Annotated in this window: 23 protein-coding genes and 5 tRNA genes; 6 read left to right on the plus strand and 22 right to left on the minus strand. The window is 73.2% G+C overall.

Annotation, left to right across the window (positions count from 1 at the left end; all coding sequences use genetic code 11):
• Positions 1-52 precede the first annotated feature (52 nt).
• From coaD to ACFCLZ_RS14330, 5 genes are all read right to left on the minus strand, one after another.
• A complete protein-coding gene (gene coaD / locus ACFCLZ_RS14310) occupies positions 53-544 on the minus strand; it encodes a pantetheine-phosphate adenylyltransferase (RefSeq protein ID WP_380285275.1) in 492 nt (163 codons plus the stop codon).
• Between the two features lie 50 nt (positions 545-594).
• Positions 595-1182: a 16S rRNA (guanine(966)-N(2))-methyltransferase RsmD gene (rsmD, locus tag ACFCLZ_RS14315; protein ID WP_380285276.1), complete on the minus strand. Its 588-nt coding sequence runs from the start codon at positions 1180-1182 to the stop codon at positions 595-597.
• 97 nt (positions 1183-1279) lie between these two features.
• Positions 1280-1813: a hypothetical protein gene (locus ACFCLZ_RS14320; protein ID WP_380285277.1), complete on the minus strand. Its 534-nt coding sequence runs from the start codon at positions 1811-1813 to the stop codon at positions 1280-1282.
• Positions 1814-1918: 105 nt separating this feature from the next.
• Positions 1919-4159 carry an ATP-dependent DNA helicase RecG gene (gene recG / locus ACFCLZ_RS14325; RefSeq protein WP_380285278.1) on the minus strand — a complete coding sequence of 747 codons (2241 nt, stop codon included), beginning with the start codon at positions 4157-4159 and terminating at the stop codon, positions 1919-1921.
• Positions 4160-4200: 41 nt separating this feature from the next.
• On the minus strand, positions 4201-5949 hold the full coding sequence (locus ACFCLZ_RS14330) for a DAK2 domain-containing protein (protein WP_380285279.1): 1749 nt from the start codon (positions 5947-5949) through the stop codon (positions 4201-4203).
• A 283-nt stretch (positions 5950-6232) separates the two neighbouring features.
• On the opposite strand from ACFCLZ_RS14330, the gene rpmB reads away from it, so the two are divergent.
• The gene (rpmB, locus tag ACFCLZ_RS14335) at positions 6233-6418 is read left to right on the plus strand and encodes a 50S ribosomal protein L28 (RefSeq protein ID WP_073813963.1); all 186 of its coding nucleotides are present in this window, start codon (positions 6233-6235) and stop codon (positions 6416-6418) included.
• Between the two features lie 135 nt (positions 6419-6553).
• On the opposite strand, the gene thiD is transcribed toward rpmB, so the two are convergent.
• From thiD to ACFCLZ_RS14350, 3 genes are all read right to left on the minus strand, one after another.
• Positions 6554-7351, minus strand: coding sequence for a bifunctional hydroxymethylpyrimidine kinase/phosphomethylpyrimidine kinase (gene thiD, locus ACFCLZ_RS14340; RefSeq protein WP_380285280.1), 798 nt, complete (start codon positions 7349-7351; stop codon positions 6554-6556).
• Between the two features lie 17 nt (positions 7352-7368).
• Entirely contained in the window at positions 7369-8394 is a 1026-nt protein-coding gene (locus ACFCLZ_RS14345; protein WP_380285281.1) for a 6-phosphofructokinase, read from the minus strand.
• Between the two features lie 196 nt (positions 8395-8590).
• Complete coding sequence (locus tag ACFCLZ_RS14350) at positions 8591-9556, minus strand: thiamine-phosphate kinase (RefSeq protein WP_380285282.1); 966 nt, start codon at positions 9554-9556, stop codon at positions 8591-8593.
• A gap of 218 nt (positions 9557-9774) precedes the next feature.
• Here ACFCLZ_RS14350 and ACFCLZ_RS14355 point away from each other — a divergent pair, with 218 nt between their 5' ends.
• Together ACFCLZ_RS14355 and ACFCLZ_RS14360 are read left to right on the plus strand one after the other, a co-directional pair.
• Positions 9775-10008, plus strand: a complete 234-nt coding sequence (locus ACFCLZ_RS14355) for an Lrp/AsnC family transcriptional regulator (RefSeq protein WP_376093679.1) — start codon at positions 9775-9777, stop codon at positions 10006-10008.
• A 20-nt stretch (positions 10009-10028) separates the two neighbouring features.
• Positions 10029-10547 carry a DUF3515 domain-containing protein gene (locus tag ACFCLZ_RS14360; RefSeq protein ID WP_380285283.1) on the plus strand — a complete coding sequence of 173 codons (519 nt, stop codon included), beginning with the start codon at positions 10029-10031 and terminating at the stop codon, positions 10545-10547.
• 67 nt (positions 10548-10614) lie between these two features.
• Here ACFCLZ_RS14360 and ACFCLZ_RS14365 read toward each other — a convergent pair whose 3' ends face one another.
• The 3 genes from ACFCLZ_RS14365 to ACFCLZ_RS14375 form a co-directional block, all read right to left on the minus strand.
• Positions 10615-11757 carry a D-alanine--D-alanine ligase family protein gene (locus ACFCLZ_RS14365; protein ID WP_380285284.1) on the minus strand — a complete coding sequence of 381 codons (1143 nt, stop codon included), beginning with the start codon at positions 11755-11757 and terminating at the stop codon, positions 10615-10617.
• A gap of 71 nt (positions 11758-11828) precedes the next feature.
• Positions 11829-12830, minus strand: a complete 1002-nt coding sequence (locus tag ACFCLZ_RS14370; protein WP_380285285.1) for an NAD(P)H-dependent glycerol-3-phosphate dehydrogenase — start codon at positions 12828-12830, stop codon at positions 11829-11831.
• Positions 12827-13651, minus strand: a complete 825-nt coding sequence (locus ACFCLZ_RS14375; RefSeq protein WP_380285286.1) for a lysophospholipid acyltransferase family protein — start codon at positions 13649-13651, stop codon at positions 12827-12829. Before ACFCLZ_RS14375 ends, ACFCLZ_RS14370 begins: the two co-directional genes overlap by 4 nt.
• A 213-nt stretch (positions 13652-13864) precedes the next feature.
• Here ACFCLZ_RS14375 and cofC point away from each other — a divergent pair, with 213 nt between their 5' ends.
• Together cofC and ACFCLZ_RS14385 are read left to right on the plus strand one after the other, a co-directional pair.
• Positions 13865-14569 (plus strand): 2-phospho-L-lactate guanylyltransferase, encoded by a 705-nt coding sequence (gene cofC, locus ACFCLZ_RS14380; protein WP_380285287.1) that lies wholly within the window; start codon positions 13865-13867, stop codon positions 14567-14569.
• 43 nt (positions 14570-14612) lie between these two features.
• A complete protein-coding gene (locus tag ACFCLZ_RS14385) occupies positions 14613-14834 on the plus strand; it encodes a hypothetical protein (protein ID WP_371517044.1) in 222 nt (73 codons plus the stop codon).
• Between the two features lie 109 nt (positions 14835-14943).
• On the opposite strand, the gene ACFCLZ_RS14390 is transcribed toward ACFCLZ_RS14385, so the two are convergent.
• The 4 genes from ACFCLZ_RS14390 to leuC form a co-directional block, all read right to left on the minus strand.
• Complete coding sequence (locus ACFCLZ_RS14390; RefSeq protein WP_380285288.1) at positions 14944-15690, minus strand: HU family DNA-binding protein; 747 nt, start codon at positions 15688-15690, stop codon at positions 14944-14946.
• 133 nt (positions 15691-15823) lie between these two features.
• The gene (locus tag ACFCLZ_RS14395; RefSeq protein WP_380285289.1) at positions 15824-16171 is read right to left on the minus strand and encodes a hypothetical protein; all 348 of its coding nucleotides are present in this window, start codon (positions 16169-16171) and stop codon (positions 15824-15826) included.
• Between the two features lie 183 nt (positions 16172-16354).
• Positions 16355-16951 carry a 3-isopropylmalate dehydratase small subunit gene (gene leuD, locus ACFCLZ_RS14400; RefSeq protein ID WP_380285290.1) on the minus strand — a complete coding sequence of 199 codons (597 nt, stop codon included), beginning with the start codon at positions 16949-16951 and terminating at the stop codon, positions 16355-16357.
• Between the two features lie 5 nt (positions 16952-16956).
• Positions 16957-18378, minus strand: coding sequence for a 3-isopropylmalate dehydratase large subunit (gene leuC, locus ACFCLZ_RS14405; protein WP_380285291.1), 1422 nt, complete (start codon positions 18376-18378; stop codon positions 16957-16959).
• 229 nt (positions 18379-18607) lie between these two features.
• Between leuC and ACFCLZ_RS14410 the strand changes: the two genes are divergently transcribed.
• A complete protein-coding gene (locus tag ACFCLZ_RS14410; protein ID WP_030306825.1) occupies positions 18608-19321 on the plus strand; it encodes an IclR family transcriptional regulator in 714 nt (237 codons plus the stop codon).
• A gap of 168 nt (positions 19322-19489) precedes the next feature.
• On the opposite strand, the gene ACFCLZ_RS14415 is transcribed toward ACFCLZ_RS14410, so the two are convergent.
• The 7 genes from ACFCLZ_RS14415 to ACFCLZ_RS14445 form a co-directional block, all read right to left on the minus strand.
• A tRNA-Gln gene (locus tag ACFCLZ_RS14415) sits at positions 19490-19564 on the minus strand.
• Between the two features lie 46 nt (positions 19565-19610).
• Positions 19611-19683: transfer RNA gene (locus tag ACFCLZ_RS14420), tRNA-Glu, on the minus strand.
• 26 nt (positions 19684-19709) lie between these two features.
• Positions 19710-19782, minus strand: a tRNA-Glu gene (locus ACFCLZ_RS14425).
• A gap of 27 nt (positions 19783-19809) precedes the next feature.
• Positions 19810-19882, minus strand: a tRNA-Glu gene (locus ACFCLZ_RS14430).
• A gap of 42 nt (positions 19883-19924) precedes the next feature.
• Positions 19925-19996 (minus strand) — tRNA-Gln (locus ACFCLZ_RS14435).
• Between the two features lie 226 nt (positions 19997-20222).
• Positions 20223-21719, minus strand: coding sequence for a glutamate--tRNA ligase (gene gltX, locus ACFCLZ_RS14440; protein ID WP_380285292.1), 1497 nt, complete (start codon positions 21717-21719; stop codon positions 20223-20225).
• A complete protein-coding gene (locus tag ACFCLZ_RS14445) occupies positions 21712-22512 on the minus strand; it encodes a fumarylacetoacetate hydrolase family protein (protein ID WP_380285293.1) in 801 nt (266 codons plus the stop codon). The genes gltX and ACFCLZ_RS14445 overlap by 8 nt, the downstream gene beginning before the upstream one ends.
• Positions 22513-22677: the final 165 nt, after the last annotated feature.

The raw sequence follows: 22677 nt of genomic DNA on the forward strand, positions 1-22677 counted from the left end.
GGCAAACCGTGACGAACCGGCAGAAACGGACGGCCGGTCATCCTCGGCCCGGCTACTGCTGGGCGCGCCGCTCGGCGATCCGCTCGACCAGCCGGCGGTGCACCGTCTCCGGCAGCAGGTGCGAGACGTCGCCGCCGTAGGAGGCGACCTCCTTCACCAGCGTCGAGGAGAGGAAGCTGTAGGTCGGCGAGGTCGGCACGAAGAGCGTCTCGACGCCGGTCAGGCCGTGGTTCATCTGGGCCATCTGCAGCTCGTAGTCGAAATCGCTGACCGCCCGCAGGCCCTTGATGATCGCCGGGATCTCCCGCTCCCGGCAGAAGTCCACCAGCAGGCCGAGGTGCGACTCGACCACCACGTTCCCGTACTGGGCGGTGGTCTCCTCGATCAGCGCGATCCGCTCCTCGACGCTGAACATGCCCTGCTTGTTGCGGTTGACCAGCACCGCGACGTGCAGCACGTCGTACAGCTTCGAGGCCCGCCCGATGATGTCGAGGTGACCGTTGGTGATCGGGTCGAAGGACCCGGGGCAGACGGCACGGCGCATGGTGTGTGTGCTCCCTCGTGGGTGGCGGGAATCCTGCGGGCCCGGGCCCGCTAGGGGTGGTCGCGGGTCTCGGCGGCGGCGCGACCGTACCAGAGCGTGCCCTCGCCGTAGCGGCGGGAGCGCAGCACCTCGAAGCCCTCCGGCCAGCCGAAGTCCCCGCCGCGGGTGCTGCGCTCCACGGTGACGAGTGCGTCCTCCGCGAGCCAGCCCCCGGCGAGGAGTGTGATCAGCATCTCGCGCACCTCGTCGTCGGTGACCACGTACGGCGGGTCGAGGAAGACCAGGTCGTACGGGGCCTCCGGGGCGGGCCCGGTGATCACCTTCTCCGCCCTGGCCGCCTTCACCAGCGCGCCCGGCAGGCCGATCGTCCGGACGTTCTCCTTGATCACCCGGGCCGCCTGGGCGTCCGCCTCGACCAGCAGCACGTGCTCGGCCCCGCGCGAGAGCGCCTCCAGGCCGACCGCGCCCGATCCGCCGAACAGGTCCAGCATCCGGGCGCCGTGCAGGGTGGTGCCGCGCAGCGCCTCCAGGGTGGAGAACATCGCCTCGCGGGCCTTGTCGGAGGTCGGGCGGGTGCCCCGGCCGGGCGGTACGGCCAGCCGGCGGCCGCCGGCCGCCCCGGCGATCACGCGGGTCATGGTGGTGGGAGGTCCTTTCGTCGCTGCCCGACCACGCTATACGGCCGTGGCCCCCGCCGGTCCGCCCGGCGGGGGCCACGCTCACGCACTCAGGTGATCAGCCCGCCTCGGAACCGGCCGGCTGGGCCGGGACGGCCGCGCCGAGCAGCGACGGCGAGGCGTAGCGGGACCAGGACAGGCAGCCGTCGGGCGGGCAGTACTCGGGGCGGCGCGGGTCGTGGCCGAGCTCGCGCAGCTTGGTGCGGACGGAGTCGGGCGTGCGGCCGAAGCGGGCGGCGATCCGGGCGACGGTCTCGCCCTCGTGGAAGCGCCGGACCAGCTCCTCCTCGTGCTGCGGCACCCAGGGGGCGCCGTGGCCGGGGTAGAGCTCGCGCAGCACGTCGCGGTCGGGGATGGGCTCGGAGACGTCGGCGACGATCGCCAGGGCCCGGAGCGCGCGGTTGAGCGCGATCCGCAGCGAGGCGACGTCCTCGACCGGCAGCCGCAGCTTGCCGGAGGCGAGCGGGGCCGCCGCCGCCCCCTCGCGCCAGCCGGTGAGGGTGAGGGTGACCTCGCGGTCGTCGTCGCTGGCGAGTTCGATCCGGAAGACCTTGTCGCCCAGCGGGAGCTCGTTGAGATGACGGAATGCCATGGCTAAACCCCCAAGTGTCGTGCCAGGAACGCACCTTGGGGGTGCGCCCTGAACACCTTCATTCTCTCGTGGGGGTCTGACAATCGGGCCCCGCGGGCGGGGCCGTCAGCCCTTCTCCATGTAGGCCGCACGGTCCTCGTCGAGCAGGCTCTCCAGGGCGGTGCGCAGGTCCGGGTGGGCGGCGAGGTCCGGGTCCTCGGCGACCAGCCGGGTGGCCTCGGCCCGGGCGGTGACGATGACCTCCTCGTCCTCCAGCACCGAGAGCACCTTGAGCGAGGACTTCACCCCGGACTGCGCCTGGCCGAGCACATCGCCCTCGCGGCGCTGTTCGAGGTCGATCCGGGACAGCTGGAAGCCGTCCAGGGTGCCCGCCACCGCGTCCAGCCGGGCGCGGGCGGCACTGGCCGCCGGCATGTCGGTGACCAGCAGGCAGAGCCCGGGGGCGGAGCCGCGGCCGACCCGGCCGCGCAGCTGGTGGAGCTGGGAGACGCCGAACCGGTCCGCGTCCATGATCACCATCGCGGTGGAGTTCGGCACGTTGACGCCGACCTCGATCACCGTGGTGGCGACCAGCACGTCCACCTCGCCGGCCGTGAACCGGCGCATCACCTCGTCCTTGGCCTCCGGCGCGAGGCGCCCGTGCAGGATCTCCACCCGCAGCCCGGCCAGCGGGCCCCCGGTCAGCTTCCCGGCGGTCTCCACGACCGACAGCGGGGGCCGCCGGTCGCCCTCGGCCGCCGCGCCCTCGTCCGGCGCGTCGTCGAGCAGCTCCTCCAGGTCCTCGGCGCGACGCTTCTTCCTCGCGCCCTTGGCGCCCTTCGGCTCGTCCGGGTCCTCGTCGCCGATCCGCGGGCAGACCACGTACGCCTGGTGGCCCTTGGTGACCTCCTCGCGCACCCGCTCCCAGGCGCGGGTCAGGAAGTTGGGCTTCTCGACGGCCGGCACGACATGGGTGGAGATCGGCGAGCGGCCGGCCGGCAGCTGGTCCAGGACGGAGGTCTCCAGGTCCCCGAAGACGGTCATCGCGACCGTGCGCGGGATCGGGGTGGCCGTCATCACCAGCAGGTGCGGCGGCTGCTCGCCCTTGGCGCGCAGCGCGTCCCGCTGCTCGACGCCGAAGCGGTGCTGCTCGTCGACCACCACCAGGCCGAGGTCCTGGAACTGCACCTTGTCCTCGATCAGCGCGTGGGTGCCGATCGCGATGCCGGCGTCCCCGCAGGCCATGTCGAGCAGCGCCTGGCGGCGGGCCGGCACGCCCATCGAGCCGGTGAGCAGCACCACCCGCGTCCCCAGGTCGGCCCCGCCGAGCATGCCGCCCTCGGCGAGGTCGCCCATCATCTCCACGATCGACCGGTGGTGCTGCTGGGCGAGCACCTCGGTGGGCGCCAGCAGCACCGCCTGCCCGCCGGCGTCGACCACGGCCAGCATGGCGCGCAGCGCGACCATGGTCTTGCCGGAGCCGACCTCGCCCTGGAGCAGCCGGTGCATCGGGTGGTCGCTCGCGAGGTCGGCGGCGATCTCGGCGGAGACCTTCCGCTGGCCCTCGGTGAGGGTGAACGGGAGCCGGGCGTCGAACGCGTCCAGCAGCCCGCCCGGGCGGGCCTCGCGCGGCTTGGCGGACAGCGCGGAGTCGGCGGCCCGGCGCTGGGCGAGGGCGACCTGCAGGACGAACGCCTCGTCCCAGCGCAGCCGCTCCTGGGCGCGCTCCCGGTCGGCCTGGCCCCGCGGGCGGTGGATCAGTTCGAGCGCCTCGGGCAGCGCGATCAGCCCGTGGCGCTCGCGCAGTTCGGCGGGCAGCGGCTCGCCGACGTCGGACAGGTGCTTGGTCAGCGCCGTCTCCACGCAGAGCGAGAGCTTCCAGCTGGGCATCTGGGCGCTGGCCGGGTAGACCGGGATCAGCCGTCCGGCGAACTGGGCGGCGGCGTTGTCGCCGTCCGTGTCGTCGAGCAGCTGGTAGTCGGGGGAGGCCAGTTGGCGGGTGCGGTTGAACATCCCGACCTTGCCCGCGAACAGGCCCTGCGTCCCCGGCCGCAGCTCCTTCTGCCGCCAGCCCTGGTTGAAGAAGACCAGCGAGAGCCGGCTGCGGCCGTCGGTGACCACCACCTCCAGCCGGTCGCCCTTGCGGCCGCGGAACGGGATCAGGGTGACCTTCTCGATCCGGGCCAGCACGGTGACGTGCTCGTCGATCTCCAGCTCGTCCAGGCTGGTGAGCTGGCCGCGTTCGACGTAGCGGCGCGGATAGTGGTGCAGCAGGTCCCCGACCGTGCGCAGCTTGAGGCTGTCGGCGAGCACCTTGGCGGTCCGGTCGCCGACGAGCTTGGTCAGTGGTTCATCGAGAGCGCCCATCAAGGCCCCTGTTTACACCACCGGGCCGACAATCCGGGCGCTCACTCCACGCCGATCAGCAGCGGCGCCGACTCCTGGCCGCCGTGGAAGACCACCGCGTCCACCTCGGGCCGGCTGTGCCGGGCGTGCGCGACGAGGCCCTCGGCGAGGCCCTCGGGGGCGCCCTCGCCGAGGATCAGGGTGACCAGTTCGCCGCCCCCGCCGAGCATCCGGTCCAGCACGCTCTCGCCGACCTCGGCCAGGCCGGCGCCGATCACCGCGACGTCGCCGTCGATCAGGCCGAGCACGTCGCCGGCCTGGCAGACCCCGGCCATGGTCCAGGACTCGCCCTCGGCGACGGCGAGTTCGGCGTACCGGGTGGCGCCGGCCGCCGAGGTCATGGCGACCACGTCCTCGTCGAAGCGCCGCCCGGCCTCGTGCACGGCGAGCGCGGCCAGGCCCTGGACCGGCGAGCGGGTGGGCAGCACGGCGATCCGCACGCCCTCCTCGCGCAGCTGGTCGGCGGCGGCGCCGGCGGCGGCCCGCAGTTCGGGGTCGTTGAGCAGCAGCACCACCTCGCGGGCGGCGGCCCGGCGCACGGCGGCGGTGAGTTCGGCGCTGGCCGGCGGGCGGCCGGGCTCGGCGTGCAGGACGACCGCGCCGGCCTGCTCGCAGAGTTCGGCGAGGCCCTCGCCGGAGACCACCGAGAGCACCGCGCGGACCGGCCGCTCGGGCTCGCCGCGGTCGGCGGCGGCGGCGCCGGAGCGGGCGGCGGCCTCGGCGAAGTGGGTGATCCGGATCTGGTGCGGGCGCCCGGCCTCGACCCCGGCCTCGACGGCGGCGCCCGCGTCGTCGACGTGGACGTGCACGTTCCACAGGCCGTCGCCGCCGCCGACCACCAGCGAGTCGCCGAGCGCGCCGAGCCGCGTCCGCAGCGCGGGCAGCGCCTCGTCGGGCGCGTCCAGCAGGTAGATCACCTCGAACGCGGGGTGCCCCGGACCGGGCGGCCGCACGTGCGCCGCGCAGTTCCCCGCCGGTTCGACGGCGTCCTCGTCGTTCGGCTCCGGGCGCTCCGGCCCGGTGCCGGCGCTCCTCCCCCCGGCGCTCCTTCGTCGCTTGTCGCTCGTCGCTCTCGGCGCCGGCGCGCCCTCCGGCTCGAAGTCCCGCAGCGCGACCGGCCCCATCGGCTGGTGGCCGGCCACCGCGTCGGCGAGCGCCCCGAGGACCGCGACCAGGCCGCGGCCGCCGGCGTCCACCACCCCGTTCTCGGCCAGTACGGCGAGCTGCTCGGGGGTGTGCCGCAGCGCGTCGCGGGCGGCCCGGTAGGCGGCCTCGGCGACCTGTCCGAGGCCGTCGCCGGCCCGGCCGGCCTCCCGGGCGGCGATCCGGGCGACGGTCAGCAGGGTGCCCTCGACCGGTTCGGCGACCGCCTGGTAGGCGGCGTCGGCGGCCCGCTGGAGGGCGGCCCGCAGCTGGTCGGCGCCGCCGCCCTCGGCGAGCTTCTCGGCGGCGCCGCGCAGCCACTGGGCGAGGATCACCCCGGAGTTGCCGCGGGCGCCGACCAGGGCGCCGCGGGCCATCGCGCGGGCGGTCTCGCCCAGGCCGGGCGCCGGGCCGGGGCCCGGGTCGGCGAACCGGCTCTCCACCTCGGCGGCGGCCGACTCCACGGTCAGGTACAGGTTGGTGCCGGTGTCGCCGTCCGGGACGGGGAAGACGTTGAGTGCGTCGATCTCCTCGCGGGCCTGGCCGAGCGCGCGCAGCGCCAGTTGGCACCAGCTGCGCACGGCCGGGGCGTCGAGCGTGTGCAGCACCAGGTCTCCTCCGGAGTGGGACGCCGTGATGGCCTGAGAGTGAACGGCGAGGGGTGGTACCGGCAGGTTATCGGGGGCCGGGAGACGGCGGCGGACACGGCGGCCGGAGCGATCACCCGGCCGGTCATGGTAGTTTCGTCGAACGGAAGCAAGCGTTGTATGCTCTTCCGGTTGCCTGGAACAGGTTCAGGCTCACCCCTTGGTCCGGTTCGGTTCACGTGAGTGCTCCACTGGTCTGGCGGGTTGTCTCACGTAAATGATCTGAAGTCTTGGAGTGACTCCTGTGGCTGCCAACTGCGACGTCTGCGGCAAGGGGCCGGGCTTCGGCAACAGCATCTCCCACTCGCACCGCCGTACCCCCCGTCGCTGGAACCCCAACATCCAGACGGTGCGCGCTGTGGTTGGGCGGACGCCGAAGCGGCTCAATGTCTGCACCTCGTGCATCAAGGCCGGTAAGGTCTCGCGCTGACGCGCAGACCGGTATGCCGGTCCTCCAGTGAGCCGGTTCATCCTCGGGTGAACCGGCTTTCTGTCGTTCCGGCATGCGATCGTCCTTCTGTGGGCGGGCCCTCGGGCCCGCCCACGGGCGTTTTCGCACCGCGCCTCAGCGCCAGCGCCAGGCGTGGTCGACCGGTCCGATGCCGGCGCCGAGCGCGAAGCCGCCGGCGATCGCTCCGGTGATGTACTCCTTCGCCGAGGCGACCGCCTCGGGCAGCGTCTCGCCCTTGGCCAGGCCGGCGGCGATCGCGCTGGCCAGGGTGCAGCCGGTGCCGTGGGTGTGCCGGTTGTCGTAGCGCGGCGCCCGGTACCAGTGCTCCTCGCCCGCCCCGCCGTACAGCAGGTCGGCCGCCTCGCCGGGCAGGTGTCCGCCCTTGACCAGCACCCAGCGCGGCCCGAGGTCGAGCAGCGCCTTGGCGGCGTCCACCATCTGCGCCTCGTCCTCGACCACCCGCCCGGTGAGCTGCGTCACCTCGTGCAGGTTGGGCGTGGCGAGGGTGGCGACCGGCAGCAGCTTCTCCCGGACGGTGGCGACGGCCTCGGCGGCGAGCAGCGCGTCACCGTGCTTGGAGACCCCGACCGGGTCGACCACGACCGGCGCGTCGAGGCCGGCCAGCAGCTCGGAGACCGTCTCGACCAGCTCGATCGAGGCGAGCATGCCGGTCTTCACGGCCTGGACGCCGATGTCGTCGACCACGCTGCGGAACTGGGCGCGGACGGCCTCGGCGGGCAGCTCCCAGTAGCCCTGGACGCCGAGCGAGTTCTGCGCGGTGACGGCGGTGATCACGCTCATGCCGTGGACGCCGAGGGCGAGCATCGCCTTGAGGTCGGCCTGGATGCCGGCGCCGCCGCCGGAGTCCGAGCCGGCGACCGTGAGAACGCGGGGAGGTGCGGTGGAAGACATGCGCCCAACCTACGCGGTCACAGCACGGCCTCGGACTCCGCCCAGCGGTCCTCGGGGACGGTCTTGAGCCGGGTGACCGCGTCGGCGATCGGCACCAGCCGGATGTCGCCCCGGCGCAGCGCGGTGAAGTGGCCGAACGCACCCTGGTGGACGGCCTCCACGGCGTGCCAGCCGAACCGGGTGGCGAGCACCCGGTCCCGGGCGGTGGGGGTGCCGCCGCGCTGGACGTGGCCGAGGATGACCGGGCGGGCCTCCTTGCCGAGCAGGTTCTCCAGCTCGTGGGCGAGGCGGTTGCCGATCCCGCCGAAGGTCCGGTGCCCGAAGCGGTCGACCTCGCCGTGGTCGAAGCGCATGGTCCCGGGCATCGGGGAGGCGCCCTCGGCGACGGCGATGATGGCGAACTTCTTGCCGCGGGCGAAGCGGTCCTCGACCATCCGGGCCACCGCCTCGATGTCGAACGGCCTCTCCGGGATCAGGATGCCGTGCGCGCCGCCCGCCATGCCGGCGGTGAGCGTGATCCAGCCGGTGTGGCGGCCCATCAACTCCACGACCATGACCCGCTGGTGGGACTCAGCGGTGGTCTTGAGCCGGTCGATCGCCTCGGTGGCGACGTGCACCGCGGTGTCGAAGCCGAAGGTGACGTCGGTGGCGTCGATGTCGTTGTCGATGGTCTTCGGGACGCCGACCACCGGCAGTCCGGCCTCGCTGAACATCCGGGCGGCCGTGAGGGTGCCCTCGCCGCCGATGGCGATCAGCGCGTCGATGCCGATGTCCCGGGCGAGGGTCTTGGCGTTCTCCACCGCCCACTGGATCCGCTCGCGCTGGACCCGGGCGGAGCCGAGGATCGTGCCGCCGAGGGTCAGCAGGCCGGTGACGTCGTCGTGCGAGACCGGGCGGGTGCGGCCCTCGATGAGGCCGAGGAAGCCGTCCTCGATGCCGACGATCTCGTCGCCGTGCACATCGGTGCCCCGGTGCACCACGGAACGGATCACCGCGTTCAGCCCGGGGCAGTCGCCGCCGCTGGTCAGGACTCCGATTCGCATGGTGGTGGACTCTCCCGCTCGACGTGGTTCAGACCACAGTGGTCCAGACCACCCATGCGAACGACGGGCGGCCGGGCTGTGGGCCAAGCCTACGCACTCCCCCGCCCGGAGGTCCCGCCGCGCGCTGCACCGGGAGCGTCGCGCGCCCCGCCGCGCGCCCCGGCCGGGGCGACCGCCGCCCGGCGCGGGCCGGTCGTCACTCCGCGAAGTGGTCCCAGCCGCCGACCCGGTCCCAGGCCTCGCCGTCCACCGTCACCCGGCCGCCGCGGGCCGCCCGGGCCCGGCCGACGACCTCGCCCACCACCCGCCAGCGGGCGGGCAGTTGGATCCCGCGCGGGAAGGTCGCGGCGATCGCGTGGTCCTCCCCGCCGGACAGCACCCAGACCAGCGGGTCGACCCCGACCGCCTGGCCGATGTCCGCCATCTGCGCCGGCACGTCGAGGTCGGCCGCCCGCAGGTCGATGTCCACCCCGCTCGCCCCGGCCACGTGCCCGAGGTCGGCGACCAGCCCGTCGCTCACGTCGATCATCGAGGTGGCGCCGAGCTCCGCCCCGGCCGGCCCCGCGTGGTACGGCGGCTCCGGACGGCGGTGCGCCTCGACGAAGGCCCGCGGCGAGCGGAAGCCGCGCTGCAGCACCGTCAGGCCGGCCGCCGACCAGCCGAGCCAGCCGGTGACCGCGACCACGTCGCCCACCTGGGCACCGGCGCGCGTCACCGGCGCGCGCCCCTGGAGATCCCCGAGCGCCGTGATGGCCAGCGTGATGGTGTCCCCGCGCACCACGTCGCCGCCGACCACCGCCGCGCCGGCCACCTGGCACTCGTCCCGCAGCCCGTCCATCAGCTCGGTGGCCCAGGTGGTCGGCAGGTCCGCCGGCGCGACCAGGCCGAGCAGGAGCGCGGTCGGCACCGCGCCCATCGCGGCCACGTCGGCGAGGTTCTGCGCGGCCGCCTTGCGGCCCACGTCGTACGCGGTGGACCAGTCCCGGCGGAAGTGCCGGTTCTCGATCAGCACGTCCGTGGTGGCCACCACCCGGCCGTCCGGGGCCTTCACCACGGCCGCGTCGTCGCCCGGGCCGAGGTCGACCGCGTCGGTGAGCGGTACCCGGGCGGTCAGCTCCCTGATGAGTCCGAACTCGCCGAGCTCGCCCACGGTCCCCTGCATCTGCCGTCCTCTCGGTTGCGCCCGGCCGGGCGCGTTCGTCCTGCGGCCATGCCGCCTCCGCGCGCAGCGTACGCCCTCCGACGGCGCAGGGGTCTCCCCTCCCCGGCCCGCCGGGAGGTAGCGTGGTGATCAGTCTGCCGTGAGCCCCGTTCTCCCACCCGACGCCCGAGCGGGCGATCACGGCGGTGATCCCCGTACCCAGCCGCCGGGAGGTCCCCGTGGTACAGGCCTACATCCTGATTCAGACCGAGGTCGGCAAGGCCAGCGCCGTCGCCGAGTCCATCGCCAAGATCCCCGGAGTCATCCAGGCCGAGGACGTCACCGGCCCGTACGACGTGATCGTCCGGGCCGAGGCGGACACCGTGGACGCCCTCGGCCGTCTGGTGGTCGCGAAGGTCCAGCAGGTCGAGGGCATCACCCGCACCCTCACCTGTCCCGTCGTCCATCTGTAAGACGCGCATACCATCGGCGGGTGACCCGAGAATTCCGTGCCCCCCGCTTCCTCGCGGCACTGCCGGCCCCCGTCCGGTGGCTGGCGGTGCCGACCGCGCTCGCCTGCACCGTCGTGGTGCTGATCGGCAGCTGGAGCGCGCCCGTCGAGCCGAAGATCGAGACGCCCGAGCCGCGCGGCAAGGCGGCCGAGTCCTGCCGGGCGCTCGCCGCGGCGCTGCCGCAGCAGCTGCTCGGCCACGCCCGCAAGGACCCCTCTCCGGCCTCCCCGTACGTCGCCGTCTGGGACTCCTCGCCGCGCATCGTGCTGCGCTGCGGCGTGCCGCACCCCGCCGGGCTGGTCGACGAGAAGCAGGCGGAGATCGCGCCGACGGTCAACGACGTCACCTGGTGGCCGGAGCAGCTCGCCGACGGCGGCTACCGCTTCACCGCCACCCAGCGCGCCGCCTTCGTCGAGGTGACCGTCCCCGGCGGGGCCACCGGCAACCCGCTGGACGCCGCCGCCGCGCTCTCCGACGTGGTCAGGGCCGCCATCCCCTGACGGCGCCCCGGCGCGGCGAAGGGCGGTCCCGGGGTTCCGGGACCGCCCTTCGCCGGTACGCGCCCGGTTACCGCAGACCGGTCGAGCGGCGCAGCGCCGCCTGGAGCAGCCGGTCGATCAGCTCCGGGTAGGACAGCCCGGTGGCCTCCCACATCTTCGGGTAGGCCGAGATCGGGGTGAAGCCGGGCATGGTGTTGACCTCGTTGACCATCCAGCTTCCGTCGTCCAGCAGGAAGAAGTCGACCCGGGCAAGGCCCTCGCAGCCGAGCGCCTCGAACGCGGCGATCGCCTGCCGGCGGATCTCGGCGGTCTCCTCGGCGGAGAGCTCGGCCGGGATCCGGACCTCGGAGGAGTCGATGTACTTGGCCTCGAAGTCGTAGAACTCGTAGCCGCCGCCGACCAGGATCTCGGCCGGGACGCTGGCCCGCGGGCCGTCCTCGGACTCCAGCACCGCGCACTCGATCTCGCGGCCGCCGACGCCCGCCTCGATGATCAGCTTGGGGTCGTGCCGGCGGGCCTCCTCGATCGCGGCGTCGAGGTCGGAGAGGTCCTTGACCTTGGTGATGCCCATGCTGGAACCGGCCCGGCAGGGCTTGACGAACAGCGGCAGCCCGAGCCCCGAGGCGCGCTCGCGGACGGCGGCGCGGCCCTCCTCGGTCTCCCACTCGCGCGGGCGGACCACGGTGTAGTGCCCGACGCCCAGGCCGTGCGAGGCCAGCAGGCGCTTGGTGAACTCCTTGTCCATGCCCACCGCGCTGGCCAGCACCCCGTTGCCGACGTAGGGCACGCCGGAGAGCTCCAACAGGCCCTGCAGGGTGCCGTCCTCACCCCACGGCCCGTGCAGCAGCGGGAAGACCACGTCCACCTCGCCGAGCACCTTGGGGGCGGCGCCGGGCTCGCTCCAGACCACCTCGCGGCTGCCGGGGCCGACCGGCAGCGCGACCTGGCCCTCGGTGGACTCGGCGACGTGGTCGACGTCCGGCAGCCGGCCGTCGGTGATGGCCATCCGGGCCGGCTCGTCGCTGACCAGCGCCCAGCGGCCCTCGTGGGTGATGCCGATCGGCAGCACCTCGTACTTGTCGCGGTCGATCGCCTTCAGCACGCTGCCCGCGGTCGAGACCGAGATGGCGTGCTCGGAGCTGCGGCCGCCGAACACGACGGCGACCCGCGGCTTCGTGGACGGGTTCTGGGAGGTCTGTTCGATGCTCATATCGCGACGAAGGGTACCCCGAGGCCCGCGACGGAGCGGCGACCGACCCGGGCCGCCCCCCCCGACACGCCTCAGTGCCGTTCGGGCTTGGCCGAGCGGGACATCAGCGCCTGCAGCGCCTCCTGGGTGGGCCGGCCGTTGTGGACGACGTCCACCACCGCCTCGACGATCGGCATGTCGACGCCGTTGCGCCGGGCCAGGTCGAGCACCGACTCGCAGGACTTGACGCCCTCGGCGGTCTGCCGGGTGGCCGCGATGGTCTCGGCGAGCGACATGCCCCGGCCCAGGTTGATGCCGAAGGTGTGGTTGCGGGAGAGCGGGGAGGAGCAGGTCGCCACCAGGTCGCCCATGCCCGCCAGCCCGGCGAAGGTGTAGGGGTCGGCGCCGAGCGCCGTCCCCAGCCGCGTGGTCTCGGCGAGCCCGCGGGTGATCAGCGTCGCCTTGGTGTTGTCGCCCAGCCCCATGCCGTCGGCCATGCCGACCGCCAGGCCGATCACGTTCTTGACCGCCCCGCCGAGCTCGCAGCCGATCACGTCGGTGTTGGTGTACGGCCGGAAGTACGGCGTGTGGCAGGCCGCCTGGAGCCGCTTGGCGACCGCCTCGTCGGTGCAGGCGACCACACTGGCGGCCGGCTGCCGGTTGGCGATCTCCAGGGCCAGGTTCGGTCCGCTGATCACGGCGATCCGCTCCGGGCCGATCCCGGCGACCTCGGCGACGACCTCGCTCATCCGCTTGACGGTGCCGAGTTCGATGCCCTTCATCAGGCTGACCAGGACGGTCTGCGGCTCCAGCAGCGGCGCCCAGGCGGCCAGGTTCTCGCGCAGCGTCTGCGAGGGCACCGCGAGCACCGCGAAGTCCGCCCCGGCCAGCGCCTCGGCGGGGTCGGTGGTGGCCCGGACGGAGCCGGGCAGCCGGACACCGGGCAGGTAGTCCGGGTTGGTGTGGGTGGCGTTGACGGCGTCCGCCAACGCCTGGCGGCGGCCCCAGAGGGTCACCTCGCACCCGGCGTCGCCGAGGATCATCGCGAACGCGGTGCCCCAGGAGCCGGTGCCGAACACGGCGCAGCGGGTCACTTGACGCCCTCCTCGTTCTCGTCGGTGCCCCGGGCGCGGCCCGGTCGGCGGGCCGCCGCGGCGGCCCGCTTCCGGGCGGCCTCCCGCATGTCGTACCGCTCGGCGGGCGGCTCCTCGCCGCGGATGTCGGCCAGCACGGCGGTGATCGCCGTCATGATGTCCTCGGTGGCGTCCCTGAGCACCTGGGCGGTCAGCTCCTGGCCCTGGTACCTGCTGAGGTCGACGGCCGGGCCGGCCGCCACGACCACCCGGTGCCGCGGGAAGAGGTTGAACCTGCTCCTGCCCGAACCGCCTCTGCCGTACGGCGGGATGATCTCGTGGGCGCCCCAGTGGGCGACCGGGATGACCGGCGCGCCGGTCATCAGCGCCACCCGGGCCACGCCGCTCTTGCCGGTCATCGGCCACAGGTCCGGGTCCCGGGTGAGCGTGCCCTCCGGGTAGAACTGCACGCACTGGCCCCGGTCGACGGCGTCGATGGCCGACCGGAACGCCTGCGCCGCGTCGGTCGACTCGCGGAACACCGGGATCTGGCCGGTCTTGCGGAGCATGAAGCCGATGAACGGGACCGAGAACAGCGAGGACTTGCCGAGGATCCGCGGCGGCCGCCCGCTGTTGTACTGCCAGTGCGCGTACACCACGGGGTCGATGATCGAGTTGTGGTTGACCGCGGCGATGAAGCCGCCCTCCTTCGGGAGGTGCTCCCAGCCCCGCCAGTCCGGCTTGACCAGGGCGGTCGTCACCGGTTTCACCAGCACGGCCGCGAAGCGGTACCAGAAGCCGTAGTCGGCGTTGCCGAAGCTGGCGTACGAGCGGCGGGCCACCCCAGGTCCTCCTCATCCGGGCGGCACGCTGGGGTGCCGCGGTCGATCTCGCGTCCGCGACCTCGCGGGGTACGGGCGCGGAACAGTCTCGCCCGACCGCTCACCGGCTGTCGAGCAACCCCGCCCGCCCGCCGCACGGGCGTGATCAAGCGCACGTCCGTACAGCTCGGACGGCCTGGCGAGGGCTCCGGGACCAGCGTCACAATGACGCCGATGACCCAGGACACCGTACGCCCCAGCGCGCCCACCGCGCCCGTCGCGCCCGCCGCACCCGCCGCCGGCTGGTCGTTGGTGCTGCCGCTCAAGCCGCTGGCCCGGGCCAAGTCCCGGCTGGCCCCGTTCGCCGGTCCGCACCGCCCGGACCTCGCGCTCTCGTTCGCCCTGGACACCGTCACCGCCGCGCTGGCCGCGCCCGGGGTCGGCCGGGTGCTGGTGGTCACCCGGGACGCCGCGGCCGGCGCCCGGCTGGCCGCGCTCGGCGCCCTGGTGGTCGACGACGAGCCCGGCGACGGACTCAACGAGGCCCTGGCGCACGGTGCGGCGGCCGCGCTGGTCCTCGCGCCCCGCGCGCCGTTGGCCGCGCTCTCGGCGGACCTGCCGGCGCTGCGCCCGGCCGAGCTGGGCCGGGTGCTGGGCGCGGTGCCCGCGACCGGCCGGGCCTTCCTGCCGGACGCCCCGGGGCTGGGCACCACCCTGCTGGCCTGCACCCCGGGCAGCACGCTCGCTCCCGCGTTCGGGGGCGGCTCGCGCGCCCGGCACGCGGCCGGCGGTGCCCGCGAACTGCGGCTACCCGGCGTGCAGTCGGTCCGCCGGGACGTCGACACCGGGGAGGACCTGGCCGAGGCGCTGGCGCTCGGCGTCGGCCCGCACACCCGCGCCCTGGCCGTCCGGCTCGGCTACCTGCCGCGGCCCCGCTGAGACGACGCTCGGCCCTGTCGGCGGCCCTCGCTATGCTGCTGCCATGCAGGCCACCGCGTTCACCTTCGACCCCGCCACCCGGGCCGGCTCCGTGCTGCTCGACGACGGGACCCCGGTGCCGTTCGACGCGGCCGCCTTCGACGCCGGCGGTCTGCGGCTGCTGCGCCCGGGCCAGCGGGTGCGGATCCGCACCGAGGGCACCGGCGAGGCCCGCCGGGTGGTCTTCGTGACGCTGCAGACCTTCCCGGACCCGGCCGCGGGCTGACCCCGGGAAATCCCCCGAAAAACGAGGAACCGCGGCGCCGCCCTTCCCGGAATTCCGGGGAGGGCGGCGCCGCGGCTCTCGAAGGCCGTCCGGTGAGGACGCGCGGCGACTACTTGGCGGAAGTCTTGCGCGCGGTGGTCTTGCGGGTGGCGGTCTTCTTCGCCGGCGCGGTCTTCTTGGCCGTGGCGGTCGCCTTCTTGGCGGCGGCCGTGGTCTTCTTCGCCGGGGTGGCGGCCGTCTTGGTGGCGGTCGCCTTCTTGGCGGCGGCCGCGGTCTTCTTGGTCGCGGTCGCGGTGGTCTTCTTCGCGGCGGCGGCGGTGGTGGTCTTCTTGGCCGTGGCGGTCGCCTTCTTGGCGGCGGCCGTGGTCTTCTTCGCCGGGGTGGCGGCCGTCTTGGTGGCGGTCGCCTTCTTGGCGGCGGCCTTCTTGGCCGGGGTCGCGGCGGCAGCGGCGGCGGCGGCGGTGGCGGCACGCTTGGTGGCGGCCCGCTTGGCGGCCGGGGTCGCGGCGACGCCGCTCTTGCCCGGGGTGAGGGAGCCCTTGGGCGCCTTCTTCACCGAGGGGCCTTCCTTCGGCAGCTTCTTGGCGCCGCTGACCAGGTCCTTGAAGCCCTGGCCGGGGCGGAAGCGGGGCACCGAGGTCTTCTTGACCTTGACCTTCTCACCGGTCTGCGGGTTGCGGGCGAAGCGCGCGGAGCGCTCCACCTTCTCAAAGGTGCCGAAACCGGTGACCGAAACGCGGTCACCGGCCACGACGGCGCGCACCATGGTGTCGAGCACTGCGTCGACGGCCTCTGCGGCAGCCTTGCGACCGCCCAGCTGCTCGGCCACCGCTTCGACAAGCTGAGCCTTGTTCACGTCTTCCCCTTCGGAAACGGGCGCCGGATGATTCCATCCGTTCATTTCGCACGTTAGGTATGTATCTGCGGACTTTCAATTACCAAACGCGCGAATCACCCTAGTGTCGCAATGGATTTGCGCGTCGGCGACCTCAGTCGACGGGCGGGCGCCCCTCGTCGAGGTCCTGCACAATGCGACTCAACCGCCGCGCCGCCTCCGGAAGATCGCGCTTGGCGGTCTCCGTGACGATGAGCAGTTGACGGGTGAGAGCGGTCTTTGCATCGGCAGACACGTTCAGCGCATGCACGCGGTCGTGAGCTTGCTTCAACCGCTCGGCCACAAGCGCGAAGAGCGCTGCGACTTCCGGGTCGTCCGGCCCCTCAGCAGGTGAGGTTGCGGCGTACGGCCGATCGTCAATTCGGCGTTCGGATCCCCGGCCCGTGGACTCCGGTGACGCGGGTTCGCCGCCCGCGTACGGAGGTTCATGGTGCCGGTGCATGCACTGATTGTGCCATCTACGCGCAGTTGTGCATGCTGCGGGGCCCTCTGTCGCAAAACCGAATCCCCAATCCGGGGGCGGCGGGCGGGCACAACTCCGGCCCCGGAACGCCGGATGGCCCGCCCCCCCGAGGGGGAGCGGGCCATCCGGCGGTTCGTCAGAATGCTTGTTCAGAACGGGATCTCAGGCCACCGGAAGGGTACGCGGCTTGAACGAGGGGCGACGCGTCTCGAACGCGGCGATGTCCGCCTCGTTCGACAGGGTGATGCTGATGTCGTCCAGGCCGTTGAGCAGCCGCCACCGCACGTTGTCGTCCAGTTCGAAGGGCGCGGTGACGCCCTCGGCGCGCACCTCGCGGGCCTCCAGGTCGACGGTGATCTCGATGGTCGGGTCGGCCTCGGTGAGCTCCCAGAGCCGCTCGACGGTCTCCTGCGGGAGGACCACGGTCAGCAGGCCGTTCTTCAGCGAGTTGCCGCGGAAGATGTCGGCGAAGCGCGAGGAGATCACCGCGTGGAAGCCGTAGTTCTGCAGGGCCCAGACGGCGTGCTCGCGGGAGGAGCCGGTGCCGAACTCGGGGCCGGCCACCAGGACGGTGGCGCCCCGGCGCTCGGGCCGGTTGAGGATGAACGACTCGTCCCGGCGCCAGGCCTCGAACAGGCCGCCCTCGAAACCGGAACGGGTGACCTTCTTGAGCCAGTGGGCGGGGATGATCTGGTCGGTGTCGACGTTGCTGCGGCGCAGCGGCACGGCCCGGCCGGTGTGGGTGGTGAACTTCTCCATGCTGCTCAGACCTCCACGGCGGCGTCGGCCACCAGATCGGCGGGGGCCGCCAGGCGGCCGAGGACGGCGGTCGCGGCGGCGACCTGCGGCGAGACCAGGTGGGTGCGCCCGCCCTTGCCCTGGCGGCCCTCGAAGTTGCGGTTCGAGGTGGAGGCGCAGCGCTCGCCGGGGGCGAGCTGGTCGGGGTTCATGCCCAGGCACATCGAGCAGCCCGCGTGCCGCCACTCGGCGCCGGCCGCGGTGAACACCTTGTCCAGGCCCTCCTCGACGGCCTGCAGGGCGACCCGGACGGAGCCGGGGACGACCAGCATCCGCACGCCGTCGGCGATCCGGCGCCCGCGCAGCAGGTCGGCGGCGGCGCGCAGGTCCTCGATCCGGCCGTTGGTGCAGGAGCCGACGAAGACCGCGTCCACCGCCACCTCGCGCAGCGGGGTGCCGGCCTCCAGGCCCATGTAGGCCAGGGCGTTCTCGGCGGCGATCCGCTCCTGCGGGTCGGCGAAGGAGGCCGGGTCCGGGACGGCGGAGCCGAGCGGGGCGCCCTGGCCGGGGTTGGTGCCCCAGGTCACGAACGGGGTCAGCTCGGCGGCGTCGATGAAGATCTCGTGGTCGAAGACCGCGTCCTCGTCGGTGCCCAGGGTCTTCCAGTAGGCGACCGCGGCGTCCCAGTCCTCGCCCTGCGGGGCGTGCGGGCGGCCCTCGAGGTACGCGAAGGTGGTCTCGTCGGGGGCGATCATGCCGGCCCGGGCGCCCGCCTCGATGGACATGTTGCAGATGGTCATCCGGGCCTCCATGGAGAGGCCGCGGATCGCCGAGCCGCGGTACTCCAGGACGTAGCCCTGGCCGCCGCCGGTGCCGATCCTGGCGATGATCGCCAGGATGAGGTCCTTGGCGGTGACGCCGTCCGGCAGCTCGCCCTCGACGGTGATCGCCATGGTCCGGAACGGGGCCAGCGGCAGGGTCTGGGTGGCCAGCACGTGCTCGACCTGGCTGGTGCCGATGCCGAACGCCAGCGCGCCGAAGGCGCCGTGGGTGGAGGTGTGGGAGTCGCCGCAGACCACGGTGGTGCCGGGCTGGGTGAGGCCCAGCTGCGGGCCGACCACGTGCACGACGCCCTGCTCGACGTCGCCCAGCGAGTGGATCCGGACGCCGAACTCGGCCGCGTTCTTGCGCAGGGTCTCCAACTGGACCCTGGAGACCGGGTCGGCGATCGGCTTGTCGATGTCCAGGGTCGGGGTGTTGTGGTCCTCGGTGGCGATCGTGAGATCGGTGCGGCGGACCGTGCGCCCGGCCAGCCGGAGGCCGTCGAAGGCCTGCGGGCTGGTCACCTCGTGGAGCAGGTGCAGGTCGATGAAGAGCAGGTCGGGCTCGCCCTCCGCGCGCCGCACGACGTGGTCGTCCCAGACCTTCTCTGCGAGTGTCCGTCCCATCGGATTCCCTCCAGCCGGCCGCGTTGCCGGCCTTCTCGTGTCGTCGAGGTCAAAGCTGTCGCCGCCCCGTGCGGCGCGTCGCGCGACCTGCACGCCGGATCGGTGTCCACGATGCGGACGCCTCGACGGGGCCGCATCCTGGATGTCTCCCGGGCTGCTGCATCCAGAGTGGCGCTTTTCGCCGAAGATTGAACTTGCGTCTCGCGGAATGAGACTGCAGTCTTAGCGCATGGACAACTCTAGCGGCGTCGGCGTGCTCGACAAGGCCGCTCTGGTGCTGAGCGCACTGGAGTCGGGCCCCGCCACGTTGGCGGGGCTGGTCGCCGCCACCGGTCTGGCGCGCCCCACGGCCCACAGACTCGCCGTCGCACTCGAACACCACCGCCTGGTCACCAGGGACATGCAGGGACGGTTCATCCTCGGCCCCCGCCTGTCCGAACTCTCCGCCGCGGCGGGCGAGGACCGGCTGCTCGCCACCGCGGGCCCGGTCCTGACCCACCTGCGCGACGTCACCGGCGAGAGCGCACAGCTCTACCGCCGCCAGGGCGAGATGCGGATCTGCGTAGCCGCCGCCGAGCGGCTCTCCGGCCTGCGGGACACCGTCCCGGTCGGCAGCACCCTGCCGATGAAGGCCGGCTCGGCCGCCCAGGTCCTGCTGGCCTGGGAGGAGCCCGAGCGGCTCCACCGCGGCCTCCAGGGCGCCCGTTTCACCGCCACCGCGCTCAGCGGCGTCCGGCGGCGCGGCTGGGCCCAGTCGATCGGTGAGCGCGAGCCGGGCGTGGCGTCCGTCTCCGCACCGGTCCGCGGCCCCTCCAACCGCGTCGTGGCCGCCGTCTCGGTCTCCGGCCCGATCGAGCGCCTGACCCGTCACCCGGGCCGGCTGCACGCCCAGGCCATCATCGAGGCCGCCAACCGCCTCACCGAGGCCCTGCGCCGCAGCTGACCCCCACCCCGCCCACCAGTTCCCCCCTCCCGCACCCGACTCCCCCACTCCCCCACGGACGACCGAAAAGGGCCCCGCTCGATGTCGAGCGGGGCCCTTCGGGTCGGTCCGGGAATTCCTGGTCCGGGAAAGCAAAAAAGACCCCGGGAAACCGGGGCCTTCCTCTTCTGGCTGGGGTACCAGGACTCGAACCTAGACTAAATGAACCAGAATCACTCGTGCTGCCAATTACACCATACCCCAACAAAGCAATCAGCCGATGAGCAGACCCATCGGCTTCGTGCTTCGGTACCCCCGACCGGATTCGAACCGGCGCTACTGCCGTGAGAGGGCAGCGTGCTAGGCCGCTACACAACGGGGGCTTCCTGGCGATCCCTTGCGAGATCAGTACCCCCGACCGGATTCGAACCGGCGCTACTGCCGTGAGAGGGCAGCGTGCTAGGCCGCTACACAACGGGGGCTTTCCAGGCGGTTCCTCGCGGAACCTGTACCCCCGACCGGATTCGAACCGGCGCTACTGCCGTGAGAGGGCAGCGTGCTAGGCCGCTACACAACGGGGGCTTGTTCTTGAATTGTACGGCCCAGGTGGACCGCGATACTGCGCTGGGGTACCAGGACTCGAACCTAGACTAAATGAACCAGAATCACTCGTGCTGCCAATTACACCATACCCCACCAGAGTTGAACCCCTGTCGGGGAACCGCTCGGGCTTGCGCCTCCCGCTCCGGCTCCGGCGGGGGTTTCGCTCCCTCGTCGTTGCCCTCCCGGGCGGCGCAGAAAGAACATTACCCGACGTCTGCCCCGGCTCCAAAATCGATAACCCCAGGCAGCGGGCAGGGGGCCGTCCGGTGACGTCCGGGAAGGCCGCGGGCCCGGCGCGCGACCGGGCCCGCGGGCGAGGTCAGGCCGCCGGGAGGGCCGCCAGAGCGGCGGTCAGCCGGCGCAGCGTCTCGGGGCGTCCGAGCAGCTCCATCGACTCGAACAGCGGCGGGGAGACCCGCCGGCCGGTCACCGCGACCCGCAGCGGGGTGAAGGCGAACTTCGGCTTGATGCCCAGGCCGTCCACCAGGGCCTCGCGCAGCGCGGCCTGGATCGGCTCCGGGCCGAAGTCGCCGACCGCCTCCAGTGCCCGGATGCTCGCCTCCAGCACGGGCCGGGCGTCCGCGGTGAGCACCTTGGCGGCGTCGTCCGGGTCGACGGCGAAGTCCTCGGGGGCGACGAACAGGAACCCGGCCATGCCGACGATCTCACCGAGCACCACCATCCGCTCCTGGGTGAGCGGCGCCGCCTTCGCCAGCAGCTCCAGCTGCGCGGCGGTCGGCTCGGCCGGCAGCAGGCCGGGGGCCTGCAGGTACGGCACCAGGCGGCGGACGAAGTCCTCCGGGGCCAGCCGGCGCAGGTGCTCGGCGTTGATCGCCTCGCACTTCTTCAGGTCGAAGCGGGCCGGGTTGGAGTTGACCTTGGCGATGTCGAAGGCCGCGACCAGCTCGTCCACGGTGAAGACGTCACGGTCCTCGGCGAGCGACCAGCCGAGCAGCGACAGGTAGTTGAGCAGGCCCTCGGGGATGAAGCCGCGCTCCCGGTACAGGTTGAGCGAGGCCTGCGGGTCGCGCTTGGAGAGCTTCTTGTTGCCCTCGCCCATGACGTAGGGCAGGTGGCCGAAGCGCGGGGTGCCGCCGTCCCCGACGCCGATGTCGGCGAGCGCGGCGTAGAGCGCGATCTGGCGCGGGGTCGAGGAGAGCAGGTCCTCGCCGCGCAGCACGTGGGTGATGCCCATCAGGGCGTCGTCCACCGGGTTGACCAGGGTGTAGAGCGGCGCGCCGTTGGCCCGGACGATGCCGTAGTCGGGGACGTTCGCCGGTTCGAAGGAGAGCGTGCCGCGCACCAGGTCGTCGAAGGCGATGGTGGTGTCCGGCATCCGGAAGCGCAGGATCGGCTCGCGCCGCTCCAGCCGGAACACGGCGACCTGGTCGTCCGTCAGGTCGCGGCAGTGGCCGTCGTACCCGGACGGCTTCCCGGCGGCGCGGGCCGCCTCGCGGCGGGCGTCCAGCTCCTCGGTGGAGCAGTAGCAGTGGTAGGCGTGGCCGGCCTCGTGCAGCCGGCGGGCGACGTCCGCGTAGACGTCCATCCGCTGCGACTGCCGGTACGGCGCGTGCGGGCCGCCGACCTCGGGGCCCTCGTCCCAGTCGAAGCCGAGCCACTTCATCGCGTCGAGCAGCTGCTCGTAGGACTCCTCGGAGTCGCGGGCCGCGTCGGTGTCCTCGATCCGGAAGACCAGGGTGCCGCCGTGGTGGCGGGCGAAGGCCCAGTTGAACAGGGCCGTGCGGACCAGGCCCACGTGCGGGTTGCCGGTCGGGGACGGGCAGAAGCGCACCCGTACGGCCGGCGCGTCAGCCACGCTTGACCACCTTGTTGGCGAGGGTGCCGATGCCCTCGACGGTGACCGCGACCTCGTCGCCGACGTTGATCGGGCCCACCCCGGCGGGCGTGCCGGTGAGCACCACGTCGCCGGGCAGCAGCGTCATGGCCTCGGAGATGTGCACGATCAGCTCGGCCACCGAGCGGACCATCAACGAGGTGCGGCCGGTCTGCCGGAGCTCGCCGTTCACCGTGCAGGTGATGGCGAGGTCGGACGGGTCGAGGTCGGTCTCGATCCACGGGCCGAGCGGGCAGGCGGTGTCGAAGCCCTTGGCGCGGGCCCACTGGCCCTCGCGCTGCTGGACGTCGCGCGCGGTGACGTCGTTGGCGCAGGTGTAGCCGAGGATCACCTCGGGGACCCGCTCCAGCGGCACCTCGCGGCACATCCGGCCGATCACCACGGCCAGTTCGGCCTCGTGCTGGACGTCCGAGGAGAACGGCGGGTAGGCGATGCTCTCGGTCGGGCCGATCACCGAGGTGGAGGGCTTGAAGAAGGTGAGCGGGACGTCCGGGACGGCGTTGCCCAGCTCGGCGGCGTGCGCGGCGTAGTTGCGGCCGACCGCGACGATCTTGTTGGGCAGCATCGGGCTGAGCAGCCGGACGTCCTGGAAGCGGTAGCTCTCGCCGGTCGGCTGGGGCTGGCCGAACGGGTGACCGGCCAGGGCGTGGACCACCAGCGACTCCGGCCGGGCCGGGTCCCCCTCGACCACACCGAAGGAGACGCTGCCCGCGGCAGGGCTCCCTTCCCGGACGGAAAACCTGGCAATGCGCACGGCTGGGGTACCCCTCGCTTCGACGGCCGCCCGGGGCGCGCCCGGGCGCTGGTGGGTGCCGCGCCCCCTTCGGGCCCGGCCCCGCTCGATCGCTGCCAGGCTATCGCGTGGGCCCTGACCTGGCCTGCTCCACAGCACGACAGGCGCCGTCACCGGGGTGACGGC

The organism is Kitasatospora purpeofusca, assembly GCF_042691725.1.
Classification (GTDB): domain Bacteria; phylum Actinomycetota; class Actinomycetes; order Streptomycetales; family Streptomycetaceae; genus Kitasatospora; species Kitasatospora purpeofusca_B.

Coding starts and splice junctions, on each gene's coding strand:
- coaD (WP_380285275.1), bottom strand. CDS start 544: ATGCGCCGTGCCGTCTGCCCCGGGTCCTTCGACCCGATCACCAACGGT.
- rsmD (WP_380285276.1), bottom strand. CDS start 1,182: ATGACCCGCGTGATCGCCGGGGCGGCCGGCGGCCGCCGGCTGGCCGTA.
- ACFCLZ_RS14320 (WP_380285277.1), bottom strand. CDS start 1,813: ATGGCATTCCGTCATCTCAACGAGCTCCCGCTGGGCGACAAGGTCTTC.
- recG (WP_380285278.1), bottom strand. CDS start 4,159: ATGGGCGCTCTCGATGAACCACTGACCAAGCTCGTCGGCGACCGGACC.
- thiD (WP_380285280.1), bottom strand. CDS start 7,351: ATGTCTTCCACCGCACCTCCCCGCGTTCTCACGGTCGCCGGCTCGGAC.
- ACFCLZ_RS14345 (WP_380285281.1), bottom strand. CDS start 8,394: ATGCGAATCGGAGTCCTGACCAGCGGCGGCGACTGCCCCGGGCTGAAC.
- ACFCLZ_RS14350 (WP_380285282.1), bottom strand. CDS start 9,556: ATGCAGGGGACCGTGGGCGAGCTCGGCGAGTTCGGACTCATCAGGGAG.
- ACFCLZ_RS14365 (WP_380285284.1), bottom strand. CDS start 11,757: ATGAGCATCGAACAGACCTCCCAGAACCCGTCCACGAAGCCGCGGGTC.
- cofC (WP_380285287.1), top strand. CDS start 13,865: ATGACCCAGGACACCGTACGCCCCAGCGCGCCCACCGCGCCCGTCGCG.
- ACFCLZ_RS14385 (WP_371517044.1), top strand. CDS start 14,613: ATGCAGGCCACCGCGTTCACCTTCGACCCCGCCACCCGGGCCGGCTCC.
- ACFCLZ_RS14395 (WP_380285289.1), bottom strand. CDS start 16,171: ATGCACCGGCACCATGAACCTCCGTACGCGGGCGGCGAACCCGCGTCA.
- leuD (WP_380285290.1), bottom strand. CDS start 16,951: ATGGAGAAGTTCACCACCCACACCGGCCGGGCCGTGCCGCTGCGCCGC.
- leuC (WP_380285291.1), bottom strand. CDS start 18,378: ATGGGACGGACACTCGCAGAGAAGGTCTGGGACGACCACGTCGTGCGG.
- ACFCLZ_RS14410 (WP_030306825.1), top strand. CDS start 18,608: ATGGACAACTCTAGCGGCGTCGGCGTGCTCGACAAGGCCGCTCTGGTG.